Origin of the sequence: Saccharothrix texasensis, from assembly GCF_003752005.1 — a bacterium.
In the GTDB taxonomy this organism is placed as follows: Bacteria; Actinomycetota; Actinomycetes; order Mycobacteriales; family Pseudonocardiaceae; genus Actinosynnema; species Actinosynnema texasense.
Window position 1 is genome coordinate 8,578,099 of sequence record NZ_RJKM01000001.1, and the last position, 19,283, is coordinate 8,597,381.

Sequence of the window (19,283 nt, forward strand, 5' to 3'; positions counted from 1 at the left end):
CGCCACATGACGCAGACCGGGTACCGGGTGCTGCTCGTCGACGACCACCCGATCTTCCTCAAGGGACTCCGGGGCGAGCTGGAGTACGCCCCGGACATCGTCGTGGTGGACGACGCCGGCAATGCCGAGGACGCCGTCGCGTCCGTCGAGCGGCACCGCCCCGACGTGGTGGTCATGGACCTCAGGATCCCGCTGTCCCCAGGCGCCGACCCGGTCATGTGCGGGCCCGACGCCATCCGCCGGATCACCGAGGTGGCGCCGGAGAGCAAGGTGCTCGTGCTGTCCATGCACGAGGAGCTCGAACACGTCCTGGCGGCCGTGAAGGCGGGTGCGCACGGCTACCTCCGCAAGGAGGAGAAGGAGCTCGTGCAGGCGGTGCGCACGGTCGCCGAGGGCAAGATGGTGCTCGACGAGCGCGTGGGACGGGCGCTGCTGACCATGCCGGCGGCCGCGGCGGGCGGCGAGCTGCCGTTCAACCTCACCCGGTCCGAGTACAAGACCCTCCTGCTCGTGGTCAGGGGGCTGACGAACGCCCAGATCGCCGACGAGATCACGTTGTCCGGCAAGACGGTGGCCAACCGCGTGGTGGACATCCAGAACAAGCTGCAGGTGCGCAGCCGCCAGGAGCTGGTGGACAAGGCCCGGCAGCACGGCATCGGCGCCACGCCGGAGTGAACCCGGAAATGCGGGACGGCGCACTGCTTGTTCCCGGGAACCGGGGATCGGCAAGGTTTCCGTCATGGTGAACGCGACTGCACGACACCCCCTGTACCGCATCGCCCTCGGGGTGGACATGGAGGGTTCCACGACCCGCAGCAACCAGGAGAAGGCGACGCTGCGCCAGGTCATGTACGGGGTCCTGATGGACGCCATGGCGCTGCACGGCGTCGGTGACGACGACATCGACCGCCTGGTGGACCTGGGTGACGGCGTGATCGTGCTCATCCGGCCGTCGGACCGGCTGCCGAAGACGGTGCTGCTGGGGTCGGTGGTGCCCGAGCTGAGCGGCCTGCTCGCACTGCACAACGCGCGCAGGCCCGACCTGCCGCTGCGGTTGCGGGCCGTGGTGCACGCGGGCGAGGTGCACTACGACGAGCGCGGTCAGTACGGCGAGCTGCTGGACGTGTCGTGCCGCCTGCTCGACGCGCCCCGGTTGAAGCTGGCGCTGCGGGAGACGACCGAGCCCTTGGTGCTCGTCGTGTCCGACGACCTGTACCGGGCCGTGGTCCACCACGGCTACGAGGGCATCTCGCCGTCGGCCTTCGCGCCGCACGTGAACGTGCAGATCGGGTACGTGCCCCGCCAGGGCTGGGTGCACGTGCCCGACTCGTCGTCCCTCCACCGCCGGGCCGGGTGACCGGGCGCCGGTCGCGGGGGCGGCGGGCGTGGAAAACTGGCCGTCGTTCGCGGCGGCCGAGGTGGGAGTGGTGGGTTCATGGGCATGACGTTGTCGTTCACCCGGGTCACCCCGGGGGAGTTGGACCGGGCGTTCGGGGACCCGGAGTGGGCGCTGGAGCGCCTGGACGACGAAGGCCTGCCGTACTGCTTCCTGGAGAAGTCCTGGGCGGGCATCCAGTTCCTGCTCGACGCGGCCGACGTGCGGGTCGACGTGTACGAGGACGGCGACGCCATCGACGAGGAGTGCACCCTCTTCGGCTGGAGCGACGGCATGGTCGCCGAAGCCGCCAAGGCGTTGGGCGCGACGCCGTTCGAGGTGCTGGCCGGCTACTACGACCCGCGGAAGCTGAGCGAGGAGGAGGTCTACCCCATGAGGCACCTCTGGGACGACGGCGACATCGACTACCTGCGGCAGAACTACGGCGACCTGGTCGTGTTCCTCGAGGGGACGGCCGCGACCGGCGGCGCGGCGATCCGGCACTTCAGCTTCTGAGGCGAGGACACCGGATCCGCACCCGCGCAGCGCGCCGGCCCGGCGCGAGTGCCGCTGCGCCGGGCCGGGTGCTCTTCGCGTCGCGTTCGGTGAACCCCGGTGCTAGCCGAAGTTCACGTCACTGCACCACATGTAGGCCTGGTCGAGGTGCGAGGCCTGCCAGATCGTGAACACGATGTGGTGTCCCCGGTACGAGCCGTTGGTCTGGACGTTGAACGTGATGTCCTTCGCCGGCGCGTACCTGCCGGTCTGCGTGATGAAGTCGAGGTTGCTCCAACCGAGGGTCTGGGTGGTCGGGTCGAACCCCTGCTTGCTGACGTAGACCCGGAAGTAGTCCGCACCGTGGCTGGCCTGGTCGTACAGGTGCAGGGAGAAGCTGCTCCCGACGTTCGTGGTCCGCCAGTTGCCGGGCTTGTTCAGGGAGCTGTTGCGGGAGAGGTTGTTGCTGCAGAGCGAACCGTTGGGGGTCGCGCCCTGGAAGTTGCCACCGAGGCCGTCCCGCAGCGCGCTCATCCAGTTCCACATGGTGTCGGCGTTGGCCTGGAAAGCCTGCCAGCACATGGGGTCCTGCTGCTGCATGGCGGGGTTCGTGTGTTGGCTGCCCCAGGCCTGCCAGCACTGGTAGGCGCGGGTGGCGGGACCGACGATGGTGCCGTGCGCCGTGGCCGTCGGCGTCATGACGAGCATGCTGGCCAGCACACCGAGGATCAGTGCGATGACGCCATGCCGCTTGGTGACGGACACGGTGGTACTGCGCTTGCGCATGGAGGAACCTCCACTCTTCGGGTGGTTGAGCGGCGGTGATCGTTTATGGGAGCGCTCCCAGAGCGAGTCTCAGACTATACGTCACTCAGCGAAACTTCAACGAAACATTCAGTGATGGTCCCTATTGTCCGAATTTGAGGATCACTCGCCATTTCCGGGGCGCTGACCTGCGGTCCCGTGCCGGCGGGCGGTCGCGACGGTGATCGGGTCCGGTCTGACGGGCTCGGCCGGAGCACGGCCCGGCCCGCCGGACGGGTGAGGCGCCGACGCCGAGTGGCCTTCGGTGCTCGACGACCGCCGCCCACCCGGGTCGGGTTCAGCGCAGGCCGTCGGTGAAGGCGCGCAGGGCGTCCACGACGGCGGGGGTCAGGGTGTTCGGATCGGTGCCGCGCAGGTTGTGGTCCACGCCGGTCAGCACCGTGCGCCCCGGGCCCGCGGCGCCGGCTCGGCGCAGGGCTTCGGCGAGGGGGGCGGTGGTGTCGCAGGGCACCTGGACGTCGGCGGTGCCGCAGGTCAGCAGGACCCGGGTGCCTGCCCGCAGCCGGCCGGCGGCGGTCGACGGGTCGACCTGGTCGTTGCTGAGGACGAAACGCCGACTGGGACCGTCGGACAGCGCTTGGAAGAACTGGGCGATGACGGGCAGGGGACCGGTGGGGTCGAGCGGTTCGCCCGACCGCAAGGCGCTGACCGCGCGGTCGACGCCCTCGTCGTTGACCCGTTGCTGTTCCGGGGTGATCTGCCCGCCTCGTGCGGCGGCGGCCGGCTGGGCGTGCAGTTGCCGTGCGATCAGGTCCAGCAGCCGGATCGCCTGCGGTTGCAGCAGCACCACGCCGGCCGGGCGCGGTCGGACCTCGTCGGCCGGCAGGAGCCCGGTGAGCGCGCCTTCGCTGTGGCCCGCGACGACCAGCGCTCGCGGATCGGTGACGGGTTCGGCGCGCAGCAGCCGGTAGGCGGCCGCGGCTTGGCGGACGAACGCCGGGTGGTCGAGGTCCCCGGGACGGCTCGCGTAGGCGCCCAGGCCGGTGCGACCGCTGCCGTACTTGTCGAAGCGCAGGGTGACGATTCCCTGTCGGCCCAGCGCGGCGGCGAGGTGGGACAGGGTGTGGGGGGTGACCGCCGGCGGCTGGTTCCCGTCGCGGTCGGTGGGGCCGCTGCCGGGCGGCAGGAGCGCGGCGGGCAGCCGTTGTCCCCGGCGGTGGGCCGGGACGTGGAGCGTGCCGTAGGTCTTCGTGCCCTCGACGGTGAACACGACTTCGCGGTCGAGGGCCGGTACCGGCCGCGGCGTCGCTTCGGCGGCGGTCGGGACGAGGAGCGCGGTCGTGGTCAGCACCGCGGTGAGCGCTGTTCGGCGTTGGAACAACGGTGACGCCTCCCGGTCGGGTGGCCGAGCTCAGGGGCGGTGCGTGACGCTCTCGACCAGCTCGACGGTGGTGCGGGGGTCGTCGACCTGGAGCACCAAGCGGGCGTAGCGCTCGTCGGCCAGTTCGATGACGACGGCTTTGGCCGGATCGCGCACGTCCCAGAACACGCGGTCGCCGTCGAGGTGGAAGGTGCCCGCGGTGATCACGCCGGGCACGTGGGCGCCGGGGGCGCGGATGCCCTTGGGCTCCTTGGCGATCCCCGGGTCCGCGGTGGCGCCCCGGACGTTGGCCAGGGGGATGGTCAGGGTGCTCTTGAGCGCCCAGAGCTTGTTCAACCCTTCGATCGTCACGACCAGGTCGTCGCCGTCGATGTGGACCTTCGCCATGTCGTGCTCCTTATCGTCGGGGGGAGGGGTCGGGGGTGGCGCCCGCGCGGTCCGGTCCGGCTTTGGCGCGCAGGCGCAGGCCGAGCAACGCCGCGGTGGCGTGCGGGAGGTCCGTGACGGCGCCGAGTGCCTCGTCGATGGCGTTCAGCGCCCGGTTCACCTCCGCGGCGACCTCGTCGTCCACCGGAGCGCGTTCGGCCGCCGCCAGCAGCAGGAAGTCCAGCCCCGTCCCGGTGTCCGCCACCGAGCGCGAGGCTTCCTCGAAGTCGTCGGCACGCCTCAGCGCCGCGGTGAGGATGCCGATCTCGTGCTCCACGTGCCGGCGCAGCGCCGCCAGGTACAGCCCGCGCTTGCTGCCGAACGTCTTGTAGAGGCTGTTGCGGTGCACGCCCAAGTGGGTGACCAGGTCGTCGACGGACACCCCGTCGTACACCCGTCCCGCGAACAGTGCCGCCGCTGCCCGCACCACCTCGGCTTCATCGAATCCCCTCGGTCGACCCATGCGTCGACCGTAGACCGTTAAGGAACGACCAGTCAAGAACGATCGTTCCTCAACGGTCCACCCGTCACCTCGCCGCCGTGACGGCGGGTGCGGGTTTGCCGCGCGACACCGCCACGCCGACCAGGCAGAGCGCGCCGCCCGCCAACGCCACGAGCCCGGGCACCTCGTCGAGCAGCGCCCACGACAGCACCACGACGATCACCGGCACCAGGTACGTCGTGGCGCCGAGCTTGCCGGTGGTCATGTGGGACAGCGCGTACGCCCACGTGTAGAACGCCACCGCGGTCGGCAGCAGACCCAGGTACACCACCGAGAGCGTGGCGGCGGCCGGTGCGCGGGCGAGGTCGCCGACGAGCTGCCCGCTGAACGGCAGGCACACGACCGCGCCGACCACGCAGCCGAACGTGGTGGCCTGCAACGGGGAAGCGTGCCGCAGGGCGGGCTTCTGCGCCACCACACCGACCGCGTACCCGCCCGCCGCGACCAGGCAGAGCACCGCGCCACGGGTCGTCGAGCCGCCGCCGGAGTCGACCAGCCCGACCGCCGCGACGCCCGCGAACGCGATGGCGAGCCCGGCGAGCAGCCGCGCCGGGAAGCCCTCGCGCAGCAGCCACCCGGCCAGGAACGCCACCAGGATCGGGCCGACGCCGACGACCAGCGCGGCCGTGCCGGCGTCCGCGTGCCGCTCACCCCAGTTCAGCGCCACCGTGTAGAGCGCGAACCAGAACACGCCCGACCCGATGATCCCCGGCCACGCCGCTCTCGGCGGCACGCCGACGCCGCGCACCACCGCGATCGCCCCGAGCGCGATCGCGCCCACCAGCAACCGGCCGAGCGCCAGCGACCCCGGCTCGAAGTGCTCGCCGGCGTACCGGATGCCGACGAACGCCGACGCCCACAACACCATCGTGACCAGGACCGCCGCGGCGGCCTTCCCGTCCACACCGCTGCGCCGCACCGGATCAGCCCCCCGCCATCGCGCGGATCTCACGCCGGCGCAGCTTGCCCGTGGGTGTGCGGGGCAGCTCGGCCACGAAGACCACGTCTTCCGGAACCTTGTACCAGGTGAGCGCCGCCCGCGCGCCGGCCAGCAGCTCGGCGCGCACCTCCTCGGGCGACGCGTCGTCGTCCAGCGCCACGAACGCGCGCAGGGTCGTGACCCCGGTCTCGCGCCGGGTCGAGCACACCGCGGCCTCGCGCACCCCGGGGTGCCGCATCAGGAAGTCCTCGGTCTCCGCCGGGTGCACGTTCTGGCCGCCGACGATCTCCACGTCGTCCAGCCGGCCGTGCAGCCGCACGTACCCGTCCTCGTCCACGGTCGCCGCGTCACCGGTGGCGTACCAGGACTGCCCGGCCCGCGCCGGCGGATCGCCACCCCGTGCCACGCCCAACGCGATCGACGGACCCGCCACCTCCAGCGCGCCCGGCACGCCCGGCGGCACCTCCGCGCCCACCTCGTCCACGATCCGCAGCCGGTACGGCGGCAGGACCCGCCCGACGGTGCGGTCACGGCGGTGGCCGATCGCGCCGGCCACCACCGCGTGCCCGATCTCCGTCGTGCCGAAGACGTTCAGCAGCCGCTCGCCGAGCACCTGCCTCAGCCGCGCCTCCAGCGGAGCCGGCAGCACTTCGCCGGCGACCACCGCCAACCGCAGCCGTGCCAGCGACGCGTGGTCGGGGTGGCGGGCCAGCCGGGCGTAGAAGCTCGGCTGGCCGTAGAACACCGTCACGCCGCGGTCCTCGATGATCCGCAGCGCGTCGTCCTCGGTCGCCCGTGCCCGCGACAGCACCGTCGTGCCGCCGCGGTGCAGCGGGAGGAACACGGAGTTGCCCAGCCCGTAAGCGAAGTGCAGCCTTGACACCGAGAACGTGACGTCCCGCGGCGTGATGCCGACGACCGCCCCGATGGCCCGCTCGTACACGCCGGGGTCGCCGTGGGCGTGGAAGCACAGCTTCGGGTCGCCCGTGGTGCCCGAGGTGAACACCGCGTACGCCGGGGTGTCCGCCGTGGCCGGTGCGTAGGGCGGGTGCGCGGCGGCGGCCCGCAGCTCTTCGGGCGCGATCAGCTCGGCGGCCGCGCCGCCCGGGTCCTCCTCGCACACGACGGCGTCCGGCGCCGCGATCACGATCGCGCGGCGCAGCTCGTCCGGGTGCACGGTCGAGTTCACCGGCACCGCGACCGCGCCGATCCGCAACGCGCCCAGCAACGCCCAGACCGCGTCGATGCCGTCCGGCAGCACGAGCGCGATGCGGCTGCCCGCGCCGAGCCCTCTCGCGGCGTACGCGGCGGCGGCTCGGCCCGCGCCCTCGTAGACGTCGGCGAACCGGTAGGTCCCGCCGTCGTCGTGGTAGGCGGGCCGATCCAGCCAGCCGTGCTCGCGCGCCAGCCCCGCCAGCTGTTCGACCAGGTTCCCGCCGCGGCCCCGCTTCTCGCGCAGGGCGTGCTCGTTCACCGACATGATTCCCCCGTCATCACGTCGAATGGATCGGCGACGACTCCCCGGGTCGCCACCGCCATCGAGGTTGACCGCCGATGTCTCGGCCTGTCAAGCACTTCCGGTCGGCGTCGACGGGCGACACTGCTCCGACCAGGCCACCAGCGCGGCCGATAACCCAAGGTGTCACACGTTTGAGTGAGTGTCGCAGTGGGATTGCCGGTCACCGCAGCAGCACGGGAAGCGCGTGGAGCCGGCTGCCCGTGCTGCCGCCGGGCCCGCTGTGGCGGAGGTCGTCGAACGGGGGCGGGCGGACCCCGCGAGGTCGGCGAAAGCGGCCATCGCCTGCCCCCCGTGGTCCGGGTAGTTCGGTGTGCACGAGCCGGCGGGCCGGCATCGCGGTGTCGACGTGCTCCGTCCGGGATGTCGAGGAGGTCGCACAGGACGGCCAACGGGCCGCGGGTGGTGAAGTCCTCGACGAGGTCGACCTCACCGGCGTCGAGGCGGGCGAGCAGCCGTTCGGCGGTGACCAGCAGCCGGGGGTGGGCCGCCCGCATCCTGGCCGCGCTGAACAACGGCGCGACCGCGCGCCGCAGCCGGACGACGCGCGGTCGGAGGTCCCTGCGGGCCGTGGCGCGGTGGCAGATACCGGTCATCCCGCGGGCCGGACGCGCACGACCGGCGCAAGGTGCTCGTCGAGCCGGATCCCGACGCGGTGGCGCGGGTCGGCCGGGTGCACGACGGTCTCGACGAGCGGCACCGACGTGACTTCGAGGAGACTTCCCGCGCCGACCGCCACCACGTCAACGGTGGCTCAGGGTTCCCGCATCCGGGCTCTGAGCACGTCGAACTCGCAGCCCGGCGCGTCCGGGTCGAAGCCGTGCTCGATCAGCCAGTGCGACGCCACCAGGCTGCGCAGCGACCACCAGGCGCGGATCACGTCCCGGTCCGCGCCGTCGCCGTAGCCGGCCAGCAGGTCGTCCAGGCGTTCCTCGTGCCCGAGGGTCAGGGTGGCGAGGTCGAACATGGCGTCGCCGGGGGCGGCCTCGGACCAGTCGATGACGCCGGTGACCTCGTCGCCGTCGACGAACACGTGGGTGATCTGCAGGTCGCCGTGGATGAACACCGGCCGCCACGGCCGGAGCGCGGCCTCGGCGATCTCGCGGTTGCGCCGGATCACCTCGGCGGGCAGGACGTCGTTGGCGAGCAGCCACGCGCACTCGCGGTCGAGCTCCGCCGCCACGTCGTCGAGTGCCGGCCCCGGCCACGGCGGCACCGGCGCGTCGTGCAGCCTCCGGATCGCGGCGCCCGCCGCGGCCCACGCCGCCGGTGACGCGGTCGACGGTTCGCCGAGCACGCCGAGCGTCTGGCCGGGCACGGCGGCGATGGCGAGCACGGGCGGCTCCCGCCAGAGGATCGCCGGGGTCGGCACCGGCACCATGGCCATCGCCCGCGCCTCGACCTCGGCGTGCGCCGGGTCGACGTCCACCTTCAGGAACACGTCACCGACGCGCAACGTCGCCCGCTGGCTGTGGGCGACGACGACCTCGACCTCTTCCACACCGGCCATCCTGGCGGGGGCGGCCGCCGCTGTCGCCGGATTTTGCGGCCGCTTCCCCGCTCGGCCCGGCCTAGGCGATGCCGGCGGCGATGAGCTGCTGCCAGATCACCCCCTGGTCGACGACCTCGACGCCCAGCTTCTCGGCCTTGGCGGTCTTGCTCGCGCCGACGTCGGCGCCGGTGATCAGGTAGTCGGTGTTGGCCGAGACCGAGGTCGCGGTGGTCGCGCCGGCCTTCTCGCACAGCCGCTGGAAGGTGGGGCGCGGCACCTTCTCGCCCGAGCGGGGGTCGCTGATCGCGCCGGTGACCACCACGGTCTTGCCCGCCAGCGGCGCGTCGGACGCCACGACGGGCGGCAGGTCCTCGTCCCGCACGTCCAGGGACACGCCGTGCCGCCGCAGCCGCTCCAGCTCGGGGCGCAGTCGGGTGAGGTGCTCGGTCAGGGAGGCGGCGACCTTCGGGCCGATGTCCTCGACCGCGACCAGGCGTTCCTCGTCGGCGTCGGCGACCTCCTCCAGCGAGCCGAACCCGGCCCGGCACAGGCGGGTCGCGGTGCCCTCCGAGGCCATCGGGATGGCGAGCCCGATCAACGCCCGGCGCAGCCCGACGGCCCGGCTGGCGGCGATCGAGTCGATCATGCGCGTCGCCGAGGTCTCGCCGATCCGGTCGAACTCCAGCAACTGCTCCTTGGTCAGGGTGTAGAGGTCGGACGGGTTCTCCAGCAGCCCGGCCTCGGCCAGCCGCTCGATCCACACCGGGCCGACCGCCTCGATGTCCGCCGCCGCCCGCGACGCCCAGTGGATCAACCGCCGCACGGTCTGCGCGGGGCACGCGACGTTGGTGCAGAACAGCTCGCGGCTGTTGCCCTGCTCGGTCAACGGCTGCCCGCACGACGGGCACTGCGACGGCGGCACGATCTCCCGCTCCGCACCCGTGCGCCGGGACTCGTCCAGCACGCCCGCCACGAACGGGATGACGTCACCGGCCCTGCGGATCAGCACGGTGTCCCCGATCCGGATGCCCTTCGCCCGGATCACCTCCTGGTTGGCCAGCGTCGCCCGGGTCACCGTGGTGCCGCCCACGAACACCGGCTCCAGCCAGGCCACCGGGGCGATCTTGCCGGTCTTGCCCACGTCCCAGACCACGTCGAGCAGCAGCGTGGTCTTCTCCTCGGCGGCGAACTTGAACGCCAGCGCCCCGCGCGGCGAGCTCGACCGGGTGCCCGCGGCGGCGAAGGCGTCCCGGTTCGCCAGCCGCAGCACCGCGCCGTCCAGGTCGTAGTCCAGCTCGTGGCGCCGCGCCTCGATGCCGGTGATCACCTCCTGCGCCGCGTCCGCGTCGTCGCAGTGCCGCATGTCGGCGACGGCGAACCCGAGCGTGCTCAGCCCGCGCTCCAGGTCGGCCGCGGCGCCGCCCTCGGAGGTGTCCAGGTCGAACGCGAAGAACGTCAGGCGGCGCTCGGCGACCGTGGCCGGGTCCTTCGCCCGCAACGTGCCCGCGGCGGCGTTGCGCGGGTTGATCAGCGGCTTGTCCGGGTGCGCGGTGTTGTAGGCGGCGAACGTGGACCGCAGCATCACCGCCTCGCCGCGCACCTCGACCCGGCCCGGCGCGTCGAGGTGCTCCGGCACGCCGTCCACCAGGGCGCGCACCAGCGGCGTCACGTCGTCGCCCGTCGTGCCGTCACCCCGGGTGATCGCCCGGGCGAGCCGCCGGTTCTCGTAGACCAGCGCCAGCGACAGCCCGTCCAGCTTGGGCATGACCACCACCGGCTGGCCGGGGAAGCGGTCGAAGAAGGCCGCGACCTGCTCGGGTCTGGTCGCCTTCTCCAGCGACAGCATCGGCCGCGAGTGCCGGATCGGCGCGTGCAGCACGGCGGGCGCGCCCACCTGGTCGAGCGGGTTCGGGTCGGGCGCCAGCTCCGGGTTCGCCTCGATCAGCCCGCGCAGCTCGTCCTCGATCGCGTCGTACTCGGCGTCCGCCACCAGCGGCGAGCCGCGGTAGTAGGCGTCGCGCAGCACGACGATCCGATCGGCGAGTTCCTGGATGCGTTCCGGAGCGTTCACGGCTCACAAGTTACCGGCGACCACCGACAACCGAGGGGTCGTGCGGCCCCGGACCGGCGTGAAATCGGTCGCGGAGCCACCCGATCGCGCCTAATTTCTGCGTCGAGCAGAGGAGAACCGTGGAGCAGATCAGCAAGCGACTGGTGAACTGGGCGTCCATCCTGGAGCCGGGCACCCGCGAGCAGGCGGAGAGGGCCGCGCGGATGCCGTTCATCCACCCGCACCTGGCGCTCATGCCGGACGCGCACCTGGGGAAGGGCGCCACGGTCGGCAGCGTCATCCCCACCCTGGGCGCGATCATCCCGGCGGCCGTCGGCGTGGACATCGGCTGCGGCATGATCGCGGTGCGCACCCAGTTCACCCGGGACGACTTCCGCTCGCGCCCGCTCGCCCCGCTTCGCGAGGCGATCGAGGACGCCGTGCCGCTGTCGGCGGGGAAGTACAACACGCGGCTGACCGACACCGCGCGCGACCGCGTCGACGTGCTCGCCCGCCGTGCGGAGGCGGCCGGCTTCGACCCCGGCTCCTACGCGGGCAACTGGGAGTTGCAGCTCGGCACCCTCGGCAGCGGCAACCACTTCATCGAGGTCACGCTGGACGAGACCGGGCGGGTGTGGCTGTTCCTGCACTCCGGGTCGCGCGGCGTGGGCAACAAGATCGCCCAGAAGCACATCCGGATCGCGCACGAGCAGTGCCGCCGCCGGTGGATCGACCTGCCCGACCCGGACCTGGCCTACCTGGTCGAGGGCGAGGACGAGTTCTGGCGCTACATCCGGGAGATGCGCTGGGCCCAGGACTTCGCCTGGTCCAACCGCGAGGAGATGATGGACCGGGTCGTCGACCGCGTGGCCGACTGGACCGGCCGCGAGGTGGAGCGGCAGGAGGTCGTGAACTGCCACCACAACTACACCGAGCAGGAGACCCACTTCGGCAAGGAGGTGTGGTTGTCCCGCAAGGGCGCCATCAACGCCGAGAAGGGCCGGGCGGGCCTCATCCCGGGCTCGATGGGCACCGCGTCGTACGTCGTGGTCGGCAAGGGCAACCCGGTCTCGCTGAACTCCTCGCCCCACGGTGCCGGCCGCGAGTACTCCCGCTCGGCCGCGCGCCGCGCGTTCGACCGGGACGACCTGCGCAAGGCGATGGTCGGTATCGAGTACCGCGACACCGACGCGTTCATCGACGAGATCCCGGCGGCTTACAAGGACATCGACGTCGTGATGCGCGATGCGCGCGATCTGGTCGAAGTGCGCCACACGCTGCGCCAGATCGTCAACGTCAAGGGCGACTGACCGGCGGGGCAGGCGGCAACACCCGCCTGCCCCGCGCGCGTCACGACGTCGTGGCGGCTCTTTCCGAATTGATGGATAACTTCGGCATGACTCGTACCTTCCCCAGATGGGTGATGCAAGAACGGCGTCGTCGCGCTAAGCGGGCTGGAAGTCCATCCGGATGTCATCCATGTAGATGACGTTGGGCCAGCCCAGCGCGATGCTCAGCACGGTGATGGTCGCCAGTGCGGGCCAGGGACTGGTGCTGAGGTGTTGTGCCAGGTAGAGCCCAACCTGGCGCATCTTCTTGATCCACACGGCAGCATTCAAGCATGGCCGTCTCAATACCACGTACCGGGGGTCCCTGAAGCGGTGTGTGGTCGCGCGTCAGGGTGATGTGGCTCCGCAGTTGTGCGAGTTATTTCCTCTTCACTCGATCGGGTGACTTTTCTTTCCCTGGTCGAATGGAGTACCTTTTACGTTGCTGTGCCTGTCGTCGCGGACGGGCTTATTTGAGTTGCGCGGCGATAGGTGGCTGCGTGGATCCGGAATGGCGTCCGGTCGGTTTCGCATGAATTCCGGCGCGCCGAGCTCGGTGTGCATTTTCTCGGTGAGGTCCGAGTCGGCGAGCAATGGCGCGGCTTCCCTCCATCGCCGTTCCGCCTCCGCCTGGTCGCCGATCACGGCGTGCGCGTGGCCGAGCAGGAAAAGCGCCTGTGCCCTTTCGCGGGTGACGTCCAGGTCGGTCGACAGTTCCAGCGCGCGGCGGCAGAGTTCGATGGTCCTGTCGTGGGCCTTGCGGTCGTAGTGGACGCGGGCGAGCGCCACCAGGGCCTCGACGGTGCGTGCCCGTTCACCGGTGGACAGGTTGATCTCGAGCGCGGCTTCCAGGCACCGGAGGGCGTCGTCCAGCTCGCGGCGCTGGTGGTGGAGCTTGCCGAGCGCGGTCAGGGTGGTGCCCTCGCCGTGGCGGTGCTTGATGGTCCGGCGCAGGGCCAACGCCCCGCGGTACAGCTCCACGGCCTCGTCGACCCGGTCCAGCCGCTGGTAGGCGGCGGCCATCTGGTCCAGTGTGGAGGCTTCCAGGCTCCGCTGGCCGGTCGCGCGGTGCAGTTCCAGCGCCGACTCGTACAGCGACAGCGCGACCCGGACGTCACCGCGCTCGCGGTGCGCGCTGGCCAGGTTGTGCACGGCGATCTCGGTGAACTCGACGTTCTCCGTGCGCTGTGCGATGGAGAGCGCCTCCTGCGTGTGCTGGACCGCCTCGTCGTACTCGCCGAGCCGGTAGTGGGCGGTGCCCAGGTTCAGCAGGCTGCCGCACTGGCCCTCCAGGTCCCCGGTCGAACGCGCCGCGTCCGCCGCGACCCGTTCGACGGCGGCCAGGTCGCGGTAGGCCCCGGTGCGGTCCAGGGCGCGGTCGATGTTCGCCGCGATCCGCCAGGCGTGCCCGGCGAAGCCGTGGCGGAACGCGTGGGGCACGGCGGCGACGAGGTTGGCCCGTTCGGTCGAGAACCACGCCAGTGCGTCGTTCTCGTCGGCGAAGCGGGGCACCGCGTCGAGGGTCATGCCCGGCAGCAGCGGCACGGGGTCGTCGTGCGCGTTCAGGGCGCGTTCCAGGCCGATCGCGCCGGCGAGCTGCCAGGTCAGCAGTCCGCTGAGGGCCGCTTGCCGCTGGTGGGCCGACTCCTCGGTGCGGACCCGGTCCAGGGCGTAGTCGTGCAACAGGTCGTGCAGGCGGAAGCGCCCGTGGGTCGTGTACTGGAGGAGGTTCGCCTTGGTGAGCGTGCGCAGGTGGACGACGACGTCGTGCTCCGGGCGCTCGGTCAGGGCGCTCGCCGCCGCCGAGGAGAACTCGGCCGTCGGGTGCAGGCCCAGCAGCCGGAAGACCCGCGCGGTCTCGGTCGGCAGGTCCCGGTAGGACACGCCGAAGGCGAACGCCAGGCTGGCGCTGTCGTCGTCGCTGTCGTCCAGCGAGCCCAGTATCCCCAACCCCTCCTGCGTCGCGTACTCCTCGACGAGGAAGCCGATCGGCACCTGCGGCCGGTTCGCCACGTGCTGGGCGATGATCTTGACCGCCATCGGGTGGCCGTCGAGCCGGGAGGCCAGCGCCCACAGGGCGGAGGGCTCGGCGTCGGTCCGGCTCGCGCCGATCTTGCGGCGCAGCAGCTCGATCGACTCGTCGAACGACAGCGGTGGCACGGCGAGGAGGTGGACGTCGTCGTGCAGACCCAGTCCCCACGGGCGGGTCCGGCTCGTCACGATGGTGAAGCAGTTCGTCGCGGCGCCCAGCAGCGGGCGCACCTGGGGGCTGTGCCGGGCGTCGTCCAGCACCAGCAGCACTTTGCGGTCGCCGAGCGCGCGGTGCAGCGCGGCGGCGCGTTCGGCGCCCGTCGTCGGGATGTGCGTCACGCCGAGCGAGGCCAGCAGCACACCGGACGCGTCCTCGGCGGTCATCGCGGTGCCGCGGCCGAAGCCGCGCAGGTCGAGGAACAGCTGGCCGTCCGGGAAGCGGTCGGCCCTCGTCCGTCCCCAGTGGATGGCCAGTCCGGTCTTGCCGACGCCCGGCATCCCGTGCAGCGCGACGACTTGCCCGCGCCCGCCGTCCGGCCCGTCGAGCAACGCGTCCAGCGCGGCGAGCAGGTCCTCCCGGCCGATGAAGGTCCTGGCCCTGCGGGGCAGCTGGCGCGGCGGGACCTGGTGCGGTTTGGTGGACGTGGTCGCGGTGCCCGCCTGCTTGCCGACGATGCTCTGGTACACCGCGCGCAGCTCCGGACCCTGCTCGGCGCCCGTGGCCTCGAACAGGCGCTCGCAGAACCGCTCGTGGTACTCCAGCGCCGCGGCGTACTTGCCCTGCCCCTCCAGGGAGCGCATGTACAGCCTCGCGAGCACCTCGTCGAGTTCGTGCTCCTGCGCGAGCCTGCCCGCTTCGCCCATCGCCTCGACGTGCTCGCCGAGCGCGTTCAGGCTTTCCACCAACGCGTAGTGCGCGGTGAGCCGGTCGAAGGTGTCCATCTGGTAACGCAGGTGGTCCGCCCACATGCTTTCCACATCCTGCAACGGGCGTCCTTGCCACCGCGCCAACGCATCCCGGAGCACCGCTTTCGCGCGCGCGTGGTCGCCCGCCGACGCCGCCGCCCGGCCCATTTCCGCCAATTTGCGGAACCGGTGGTAGTCGACGAATTCGCGGTCGACGTCGAGCAGGTAGGCATCGCCCTCCCGGTCGATCGACCGGTCGAGCCCGGTTCGGCCCAGCACCCCGCGCAGGCGGCTGATCAGGGGTTGGAGTCTTCCTCGCATGCCGGAGGGGTCCTCGTCGGGCCACACCGCCTGCGCGATCGTGCCGATGCCGACGGGTTGGCCGACGTGGTAGAGCAGCAGCGCCAGAACGGCGCGCTGCTTCGCGGACCCGAGGTCCACGTCCTTCTCCGCCACGCGTAATCGGGTCTTGCCCAGGATCTTGAATTCCACCAGCGTTCACCTTTCGCTGGCACGACGGTCCGGTATTGCCAGTGTGCTGGAGTCCGAGCGGGTTGTGCAGTGCAATGTCGTGTTGTTGCTCCGTTGTGCCGAACGGCCGCGCGGCGATCGGCGGCCCGCGCGAACTGCAAGGCCACTGCAAGGCAACTGCAAGGGGGTGTGCTCGGCGGGCGGAAAGCGTTTGTCCGGGGTGCGGGCCGTTGCTAGCGTCACGGCGGCGGTGCGGATCGCTCGCTCATCGGGGACGAGGAGGTTGATGAATATGGCTGTCGGCAGCCGTGTTCGGCACGTCCTCATCCGGTCCGCCCGCGGTTGACGCGTGGGCCGGGTCATCCCGATGCCCAGGAGTTCAGAGTGTCTTCTTCTTCCCCTGTCGCCGTCCCGGACCTGACCACCGGACGGCTGGTGCTGCGGTCGTGGGCCGCGGTCGACGTCGACGCCGTCGTGGGCGGTGGTCGGCTGCCGCACTGGGCGGACGACTTCCCCGCCGAGGGTGACCGGGTCGTCGCCGGGCTGTTCGGCGAGCACCCCGAGTGGCTGGACGAGTACGGCCACCGGGTGATGGTCGAGCGGGACAGCGGTCTGGTGGTCGGTGCGATCGGGTTGTTCTGGCCGCCGGTCGACGGCGTCGTGGAGATCGGGTACGGCGTCGTGCCGTCGCGGCGGGGTCGCGGGTACGCCACCGAGGCCACGCGCGCGTTGACCGACTTCGCGTTCACCGCGCCCGGTGTCCGGGCGGTCGGCGCCGAGGTGGAGTCGTCGAACCCCGCCTCGGTCCGCGTCCTGGAGGGGGCCGGTTTCCGGCTGCTGGAGGCCGTCGCCGGGCAGGGCACCGCCCGGTACGGCATCGTGCGGTAGGCCGTATCACGGGGTCGACGGCGGTTCATGCCGTCGACCCCGTGTCACCGCAGGTCAGAGTTGTTCGACCCCCGGCTATGCATGGTCATGCAGCGTCGTGCATACTTCTGATCGTGTCCAAGGTGCTCACTTACCTCCCCGCCGGCGAACACGTCGGCATCGCGTTCTCCGGTGGTCTCGATACGTCCGTGGCGGTCGCCTGGATGCGGGAGAAGGGCGCGGTGCCGTGCACGTACACCGCGGACATCGGTCAGTACGACGAACCCGACATCGCCTCGGTGCCGAGCCGCGCCGCGGTGTACGGCGCCGAGATCGCCCGACTGGTCGACTGCCGGGCGGCCCTGGTCGAGGAAGGGCTCGCGGCGCTGGCCTGCGGTGCGTTCCACATCAGGTCCGGCGGTCGCGCCTACTTCAACACCACGCCGCTCGGACGGGCCGTGACGGGCACCATGCTGGTGCGCGCCATGCTCGACGACGACGTCCAGATCTGGGGCGACGGCTCCACCTACAAGGGCAACGACATCGAGCGGTTCTACCGCTACGGCCTGCTCGCCAACCCGTCCCTGCGGATCTACAAGCCGTGGCTGGACGCCGCGTTCGTCGGCGAGCTCGGCGGTCGCACGGAGATGTCCGAGTGGTTGCAGGCGCGGGGCCTGCCGTACCGGTCGAGCACGGAGAAGGCGTACTCGACGGACGCGAACATCTGGGGCGCGACGCACGAGGCCAAGGCGCTCGAACACCTCGACACGGGCATCGAGATCGTCGACCCGATCATGGGCGTGCGGTTCTGGGACCCCGAGGTCGAGATCGCCACCGAGGACGTCACGATCGGCTTCGACCAGGGCCGGCCGGTGACGATCAACGGCAAGGAGTTCTCCTCCGCGGTCGACCTGGTGCTGGAGGCCAACGCCATCGGCGGCCGGCACGGCATGGGCATGTCCGACCAGATCGAGAACCGGGTCATCGAGGCCAAGAGCCGCGGCATCTACGAGGCGCCGGGCATGGCGCTGCTGCACGCGGCCTACGAGCGGCTGGTCAACGCGATCCACAACGAGGACACCCTCGCCTCCTACCACAACGAGGGCCGCAAGCTGGGCCGGCTGCTGTACGAGGGCCGCTGGCTGGACCCGCAGGCGCTGATGGTGCGCGAGGCGTTGCAGCGGTGGGTCGGCACGGCGGTCACCGGCGAGGTGACGCTGCGCCTGCGGCGCGGTGAGGACTACTCCCTCCTGGACACCTCCGGGCCCGCGTTCAGCTACCACCCGGACAAGCTGTCCATGGAGCGGACCGAGGACTCGGCGTTCGGGCCGGTCGACCGCATCGGCCAGCTGACCATGCGCAACCTCGACATCGCCGACTCGCGCGCCAAGCTGGAGCAGTACGCCGGGCTCGGCATGGTCGGCAGCCAGTCGCCGCTGATCGGCGTGGCGCAGGTGGCGCCGACCGAGCTGATCGGCGCGATGCCCGAGGGCGGCGCCGAGGTCATCGCCTCCCGCGGCAAGGTCGCCGACGACGAGCTGCTCGACCACGCGGCGCTCGAAGCCGGCAACGACTGACCGGGACCCGGGGCACCTGGCGCGCGTGCGCCGCTCACGTCGAGCGGCGCACGCGCGTCCGGCTTCCGGGCACAGCGCACGACCACGGCAAATCGGACCCAAAGCGCAAGTGTGGAGAAGTAGCGGGTCGACCGCCGGTGTGAAACTCCCTGTACCTCGCTCCGAGCGGAAGGCAGGGTGGCATGAACAACTCCACGGTACTCCTCCTCTTTCCCATCACCGTGGCCGTCATCATGCTCGGCCTCGGCCTCACGCTCACGGTGGCGGACTTCCGCCGGGTGGTGAAGTACCCGCGGGCGATGGTGGTCTGCCTGGTCTGCCAGATGGTGGTGCTGCCCGCGATCTGCCTCGGGCTGGTCGTCGCGTTCGGCCTGCGGCCCGAGCTGGCCATCGGCATGATGCTGCTCGCGGCCTCGCCGGGCGGCAGCACGGCCAGCCTCTACAGCCACCTGTTCAAGGGCGACGTGGCGCTCAACATCTCGTTGACGGCGGTCAACTCGGTGCTGGCGATGTTCACCCTGCCGCTGATCGTGAACCTGTCGGTCGCGGGCTTCATCGGCGCGGACAGCTCGATCGGCCTCCAGGTGGACAAGGTCCTCCAGGTGTTCATGATGGTGCTGATCCCGATCGCCGTCGGCATGGTGGTGCGCGCGAAGTTCAGCGCCTTCGCCATCCGCATGGAACGCCCGGTCAAGATCCTCTCGGTCGTGGTGCTGATCATGATGATCGCCAGCGTGATCGCCGGTCTCGGCTCGGAGGTCTTCGCCATCCTCGGCGAGATCATCGTGGTGGTCGTGCTGTTCAACCTGATCGGCATGGCGATCGGGTACTTCGGCCCGCGCCTGCTGAAGGTCGGCCCGCGGGAGTCGACCGCCTCGGCGTTCGAGATCGGCCTGCACAACGGCCCGTTGGCGATCGGCATCGCGATGAGCCCGTCGCTGCTCAACAACACGGTGATGGCGATGCCGCCGGTGACCTACGGGTTCGTCATGTTCTTCACCGCCTTGGTCTTCGGCCTCGTCGTGGCCCGCCGCACGTCCGCCCCGAACACCGAGCGGGAGGTGACGACGAGCGGGACGTGACGCCCCCAAAGGCCGAAGACCCCGTGCCCGCACCGGTCCGCGCTCGACGCGGCCGGTGCGGGCATCGGCGTGCCGGGGC

General features: G+C 71.4%; 18 protein-coding genes. 7 read left to right on the forward strand and 11 right to left on the reverse strand.

Going from position 1 to position 19,283, the window contains the following annotated elements; all coding sequences use genetic code 11:
• Window positions 1-6 precede the first annotated feature (6 nt).
• From EDD40_RS38260 to EDD40_RS38270, 3 genes are all read left to right on the forward strand, one after another.
• Window positions 7-675: a response regulator transcription factor gene (locus EDD40_RS38260; RefSeq protein WP_123747206.1), complete on the forward strand. Its 669-nt coding sequence runs from the start codon at window positions 7-9 to the stop codon at window positions 673-675.
• A gap of 64 nt (window positions 676-739) precedes the next feature.
• Complete coding sequence (locus EDD40_RS38265) at window positions 740-1,357, forward strand: hypothetical protein (protein WP_148089047.1); 618 nt, start codon at window positions 740-742, stop codon at window positions 1,355-1,357.
• A gap of 78 nt (window positions 1,358-1,435) precedes the next feature.
• Window positions 1,436-1,891 (forward strand): DUF1877 family protein, encoded by a 456-nt coding sequence (locus EDD40_RS38270; protein WP_123747208.1) that lies wholly within the window; start codon window positions 1,436-1,438, stop codon window positions 1,889-1,891.
• Between the two features lie 102 nt (window positions 1,892-1,993).
• On the opposite strand, the gene EDD40_RS38275 is transcribed toward EDD40_RS38270, so the two are convergent.
• The 9 genes from EDD40_RS38275 to ligA all read right to left on the reverse strand — a co-directional run bounded on the left by EDD40_RS38275 (window position 1,994) and on the right by ligA (window position 10,963).
• Window positions 1,994-2,656 carry a lytic polysaccharide monooxygenase auxiliary activity family 9 protein gene (locus EDD40_RS38275; RefSeq protein ID WP_123747209.1) on the reverse strand — a complete coding sequence of 221 codons (663 nt, stop codon included), beginning with the start codon at window positions 2,654-2,656 and terminating at the stop codon, window positions 1,994-1,996.
• Between the two features lie 316 nt (window positions 2,657-2,972).
• A complete protein-coding gene (locus EDD40_RS38280) occupies window positions 2,973-4,016 on the reverse strand; it encodes an alpha/beta hydrolase family protein (protein ID WP_170185358.1) in 1,044 nt (347 codons plus the stop codon).
• Window positions 4,017-4,046: 30 nt separating this feature from the next.
• The gene (locus EDD40_RS38285; protein ID WP_123747211.1) at window positions 4,047-4,403 is read right to left on the reverse strand and encodes a hypothetical protein; all 357 of its coding nucleotides are present in this window, start codon (window positions 4,401-4,403) and stop codon (window positions 4,047-4,049) included.
• A 10-nt stretch (window positions 4,404-4,413) separates the two neighbouring features.
• Window positions 4,414-4,905: a TetR/AcrR family transcriptional regulator gene (locus EDD40_RS38290; RefSeq protein ID WP_123747212.1), complete on the reverse strand. Its 492-nt coding sequence runs from the start codon at window positions 4,903-4,905 to the stop codon at window positions 4,414-4,416.
• 64 nt (window positions 4,906-4,969) lie between these two features.
• Window positions 4,970-5,812 (reverse strand): DMT family transporter, encoded by an 843-nt coding sequence (locus EDD40_RS38295; protein WP_246038392.1) that lies wholly within the window; start codon window positions 5,810-5,812, stop codon window positions 4,970-4,972.
• Window positions 5,813-5,867: 55 nt separating this feature from the next.
• Window positions 5,868-7,364: a class I adenylate-forming enzyme family protein gene (locus EDD40_RS38300; protein WP_123747213.1), complete on the reverse strand. Its 1,497-nt coding sequence runs from the start codon at window positions 7,362-7,364 to the stop codon at window positions 5,868-5,870.
• 628 nt (window positions 7,365-7,992) lie between these two features.
• On the reverse strand, window positions 7,993-8,139 hold the full coding sequence (locus tag EDD40_RS42185) for a hypothetical protein (protein ID WP_170185359.1): 147 nt from the start codon (window positions 8,137-8,139) through the stop codon (window positions 7,993-7,995).
• A gap of 15 nt (window positions 8,140-8,154) precedes the next feature.
• A complete protein-coding gene (locus EDD40_RS38305; protein ID WP_211348338.1) occupies window positions 8,155-8,910 on the reverse strand; it encodes a phosphotransferase family protein in 756 nt (251 codons plus the stop codon).
• A 61-nt stretch (window positions 8,911-8,971) separates the two neighbouring features.
• The gene (ligA, locus tag EDD40_RS38310; RefSeq protein ID WP_123747215.1) at window positions 8,972-10,963 is read right to left on the reverse strand and encodes an NAD-dependent DNA ligase LigA; all 1,992 of its coding nucleotides are present in this window, start codon (window positions 10,961-10,963) and stop codon (window positions 8,972-8,974) included.
• Between the two features lie 119 nt (window positions 10,964-11,082).
• Here ligA and EDD40_RS38315 point away from each other — a divergent pair, with 119 nt between their 5' ends.
• Window positions 11,083-12,252 (forward strand): RtcB family protein, encoded by a 1,170-nt coding sequence (locus tag EDD40_RS38315; protein ID WP_123747216.1) that lies wholly within the window; start codon window positions 11,083-11,085, stop codon window positions 12,250-12,252.
• Window positions 12,253-12,387: 135 nt separating this feature from the next.
• Here the strand turns inward: EDD40_RS38315 and EDD40_RS42190 are convergent, their stop codons facing one another.
• Together EDD40_RS42190 and EDD40_RS38320 are read right to left on the reverse strand one after the other, a co-directional pair.
• On the reverse strand, window positions 12,388-12,534 hold the full coding sequence (locus EDD40_RS42190) for a hypothetical protein (protein ID WP_170185360.1): 147 nt from the start codon (window positions 12,532-12,534) through the stop codon (window positions 12,388-12,390).
• Window positions 12,535-12,660: 126 nt separating this feature from the next.
• Complete coding sequence (locus tag EDD40_RS38320; RefSeq protein ID WP_123747217.1) at window positions 12,661-15,699, reverse strand: AfsR/SARP family transcriptional regulator; 3,039 nt, start codon at window positions 15,697-15,699, stop codon at window positions 12,661-12,663.
• 363 nt (window positions 15,700-16,062) lie between these two features.
• On the opposite strand from EDD40_RS38320, the gene EDD40_RS38325 reads away from it, so the two are divergent.
• From EDD40_RS38325 to EDD40_RS38335, 3 genes are all read left to right on the forward strand, one after another.
• Entirely contained in the window at window positions 16,063-16,566 is a 504-nt protein-coding gene (locus tag EDD40_RS38325; protein WP_123747218.1) for a GNAT family N-acetyltransferase, read from the forward strand.
• Window positions 16,567-16,679: 113 nt separating this feature from the next.
• On the forward strand, window positions 16,680-18,122 hold the full coding sequence (gene argG / locus EDD40_RS38330) for an argininosuccinate synthase (protein WP_123747219.1): 1,443 nt from the start codon (window positions 16,680-16,682) through the stop codon (window positions 18,120-18,122).
• Window positions 18,123-18,304: 182 nt separating this feature from the next.
• The gene (locus EDD40_RS38335) at window positions 18,305-19,204 is read left to right on the forward strand and encodes a bile acid:sodium symporter family protein (protein WP_123747220.1); all 900 of its coding nucleotides are present in this window, start codon (window positions 18,305-18,307) and stop codon (window positions 19,202-19,204) included.
• Window positions 19,205-19,283: the final 79 nt, after the last annotated feature.

Excerpts from the sequence above, each read along its gene's own strand:
- EDD40_RS38335 (WP_123747220.1), top strand. The coding sequence starts at position 18,305 with ATGAACAACTCCACGGTACTCCTCCTCTTTCCCATCACCGTGGCCGTC.
- EDD40_RS38275 (WP_123747209.1), bottom strand. The coding sequence starts at position 2,656 with ATGCGCAAGCGCAGTACCACCGTGTCCGTCACCAAGCGGCATGGCGTC.
- EDD40_RS42190 (WP_170185360.1), bottom strand. The coding sequence starts at position 12,534 with ATGCGCCAGGTTGGGCTCTACCTGGCACAACACCTCAGCACCAGTCCC.
- EDD40_RS38300 (WP_123747213.1), bottom strand. The coding sequence starts at position 7,364 with ATGTCGGTGAACGAGCACGCCCTGCGCGAGAAGCGGGGCCGCGGCGGG.
- EDD40_RS38290 (WP_123747212.1), bottom strand. The coding sequence starts at position 4,905 with ATGGGTCGACCGAGGGGATTCGATGAAGCCGAGGTGGTGCGGGCAGCG.
- EDD40_RS38305 (WP_211348338.1), bottom strand. The coding sequence starts at position 8,910 with ATGGCCGGTGTGGAAGAGGTCGAGGTCGTCGTCGCCCACAGCCAGCGG.
- EDD40_RS38265 (WP_148089047.1), top strand. The coding sequence starts at position 740 with ATGGTGAACGCGACTGCACGACACCCCCTGTACCGCATCGCCCTCGGG.
- EDD40_RS38285 (WP_123747211.1), bottom strand. The coding sequence starts at position 4,403 with ATGGCGAAGGTCCACATCGACGGCGACGACCTGGTCGTGACGATCGAA.
- EDD40_RS38270 (WP_123747208.1), top strand. The coding sequence starts at position 1,436 with ATGGGCATGACGTTGTCGTTCACCCGGGTCACCCCGGGGGAGTTGGAC.
- EDD40_RS38260 (WP_123747206.1), top strand. The coding sequence starts at position 7 with ATGACGCAGACCGGGTACCGGGTGCTGCTCGTCGACGACCACCCGATC.
- EDD40_RS38295 (WP_246038392.1), bottom strand. The coding sequence starts at position 5,812 with ATGGTGTTGTGGGCGTCGGCGTTCGTCGGCATCCGGTACGCCGGCGAG.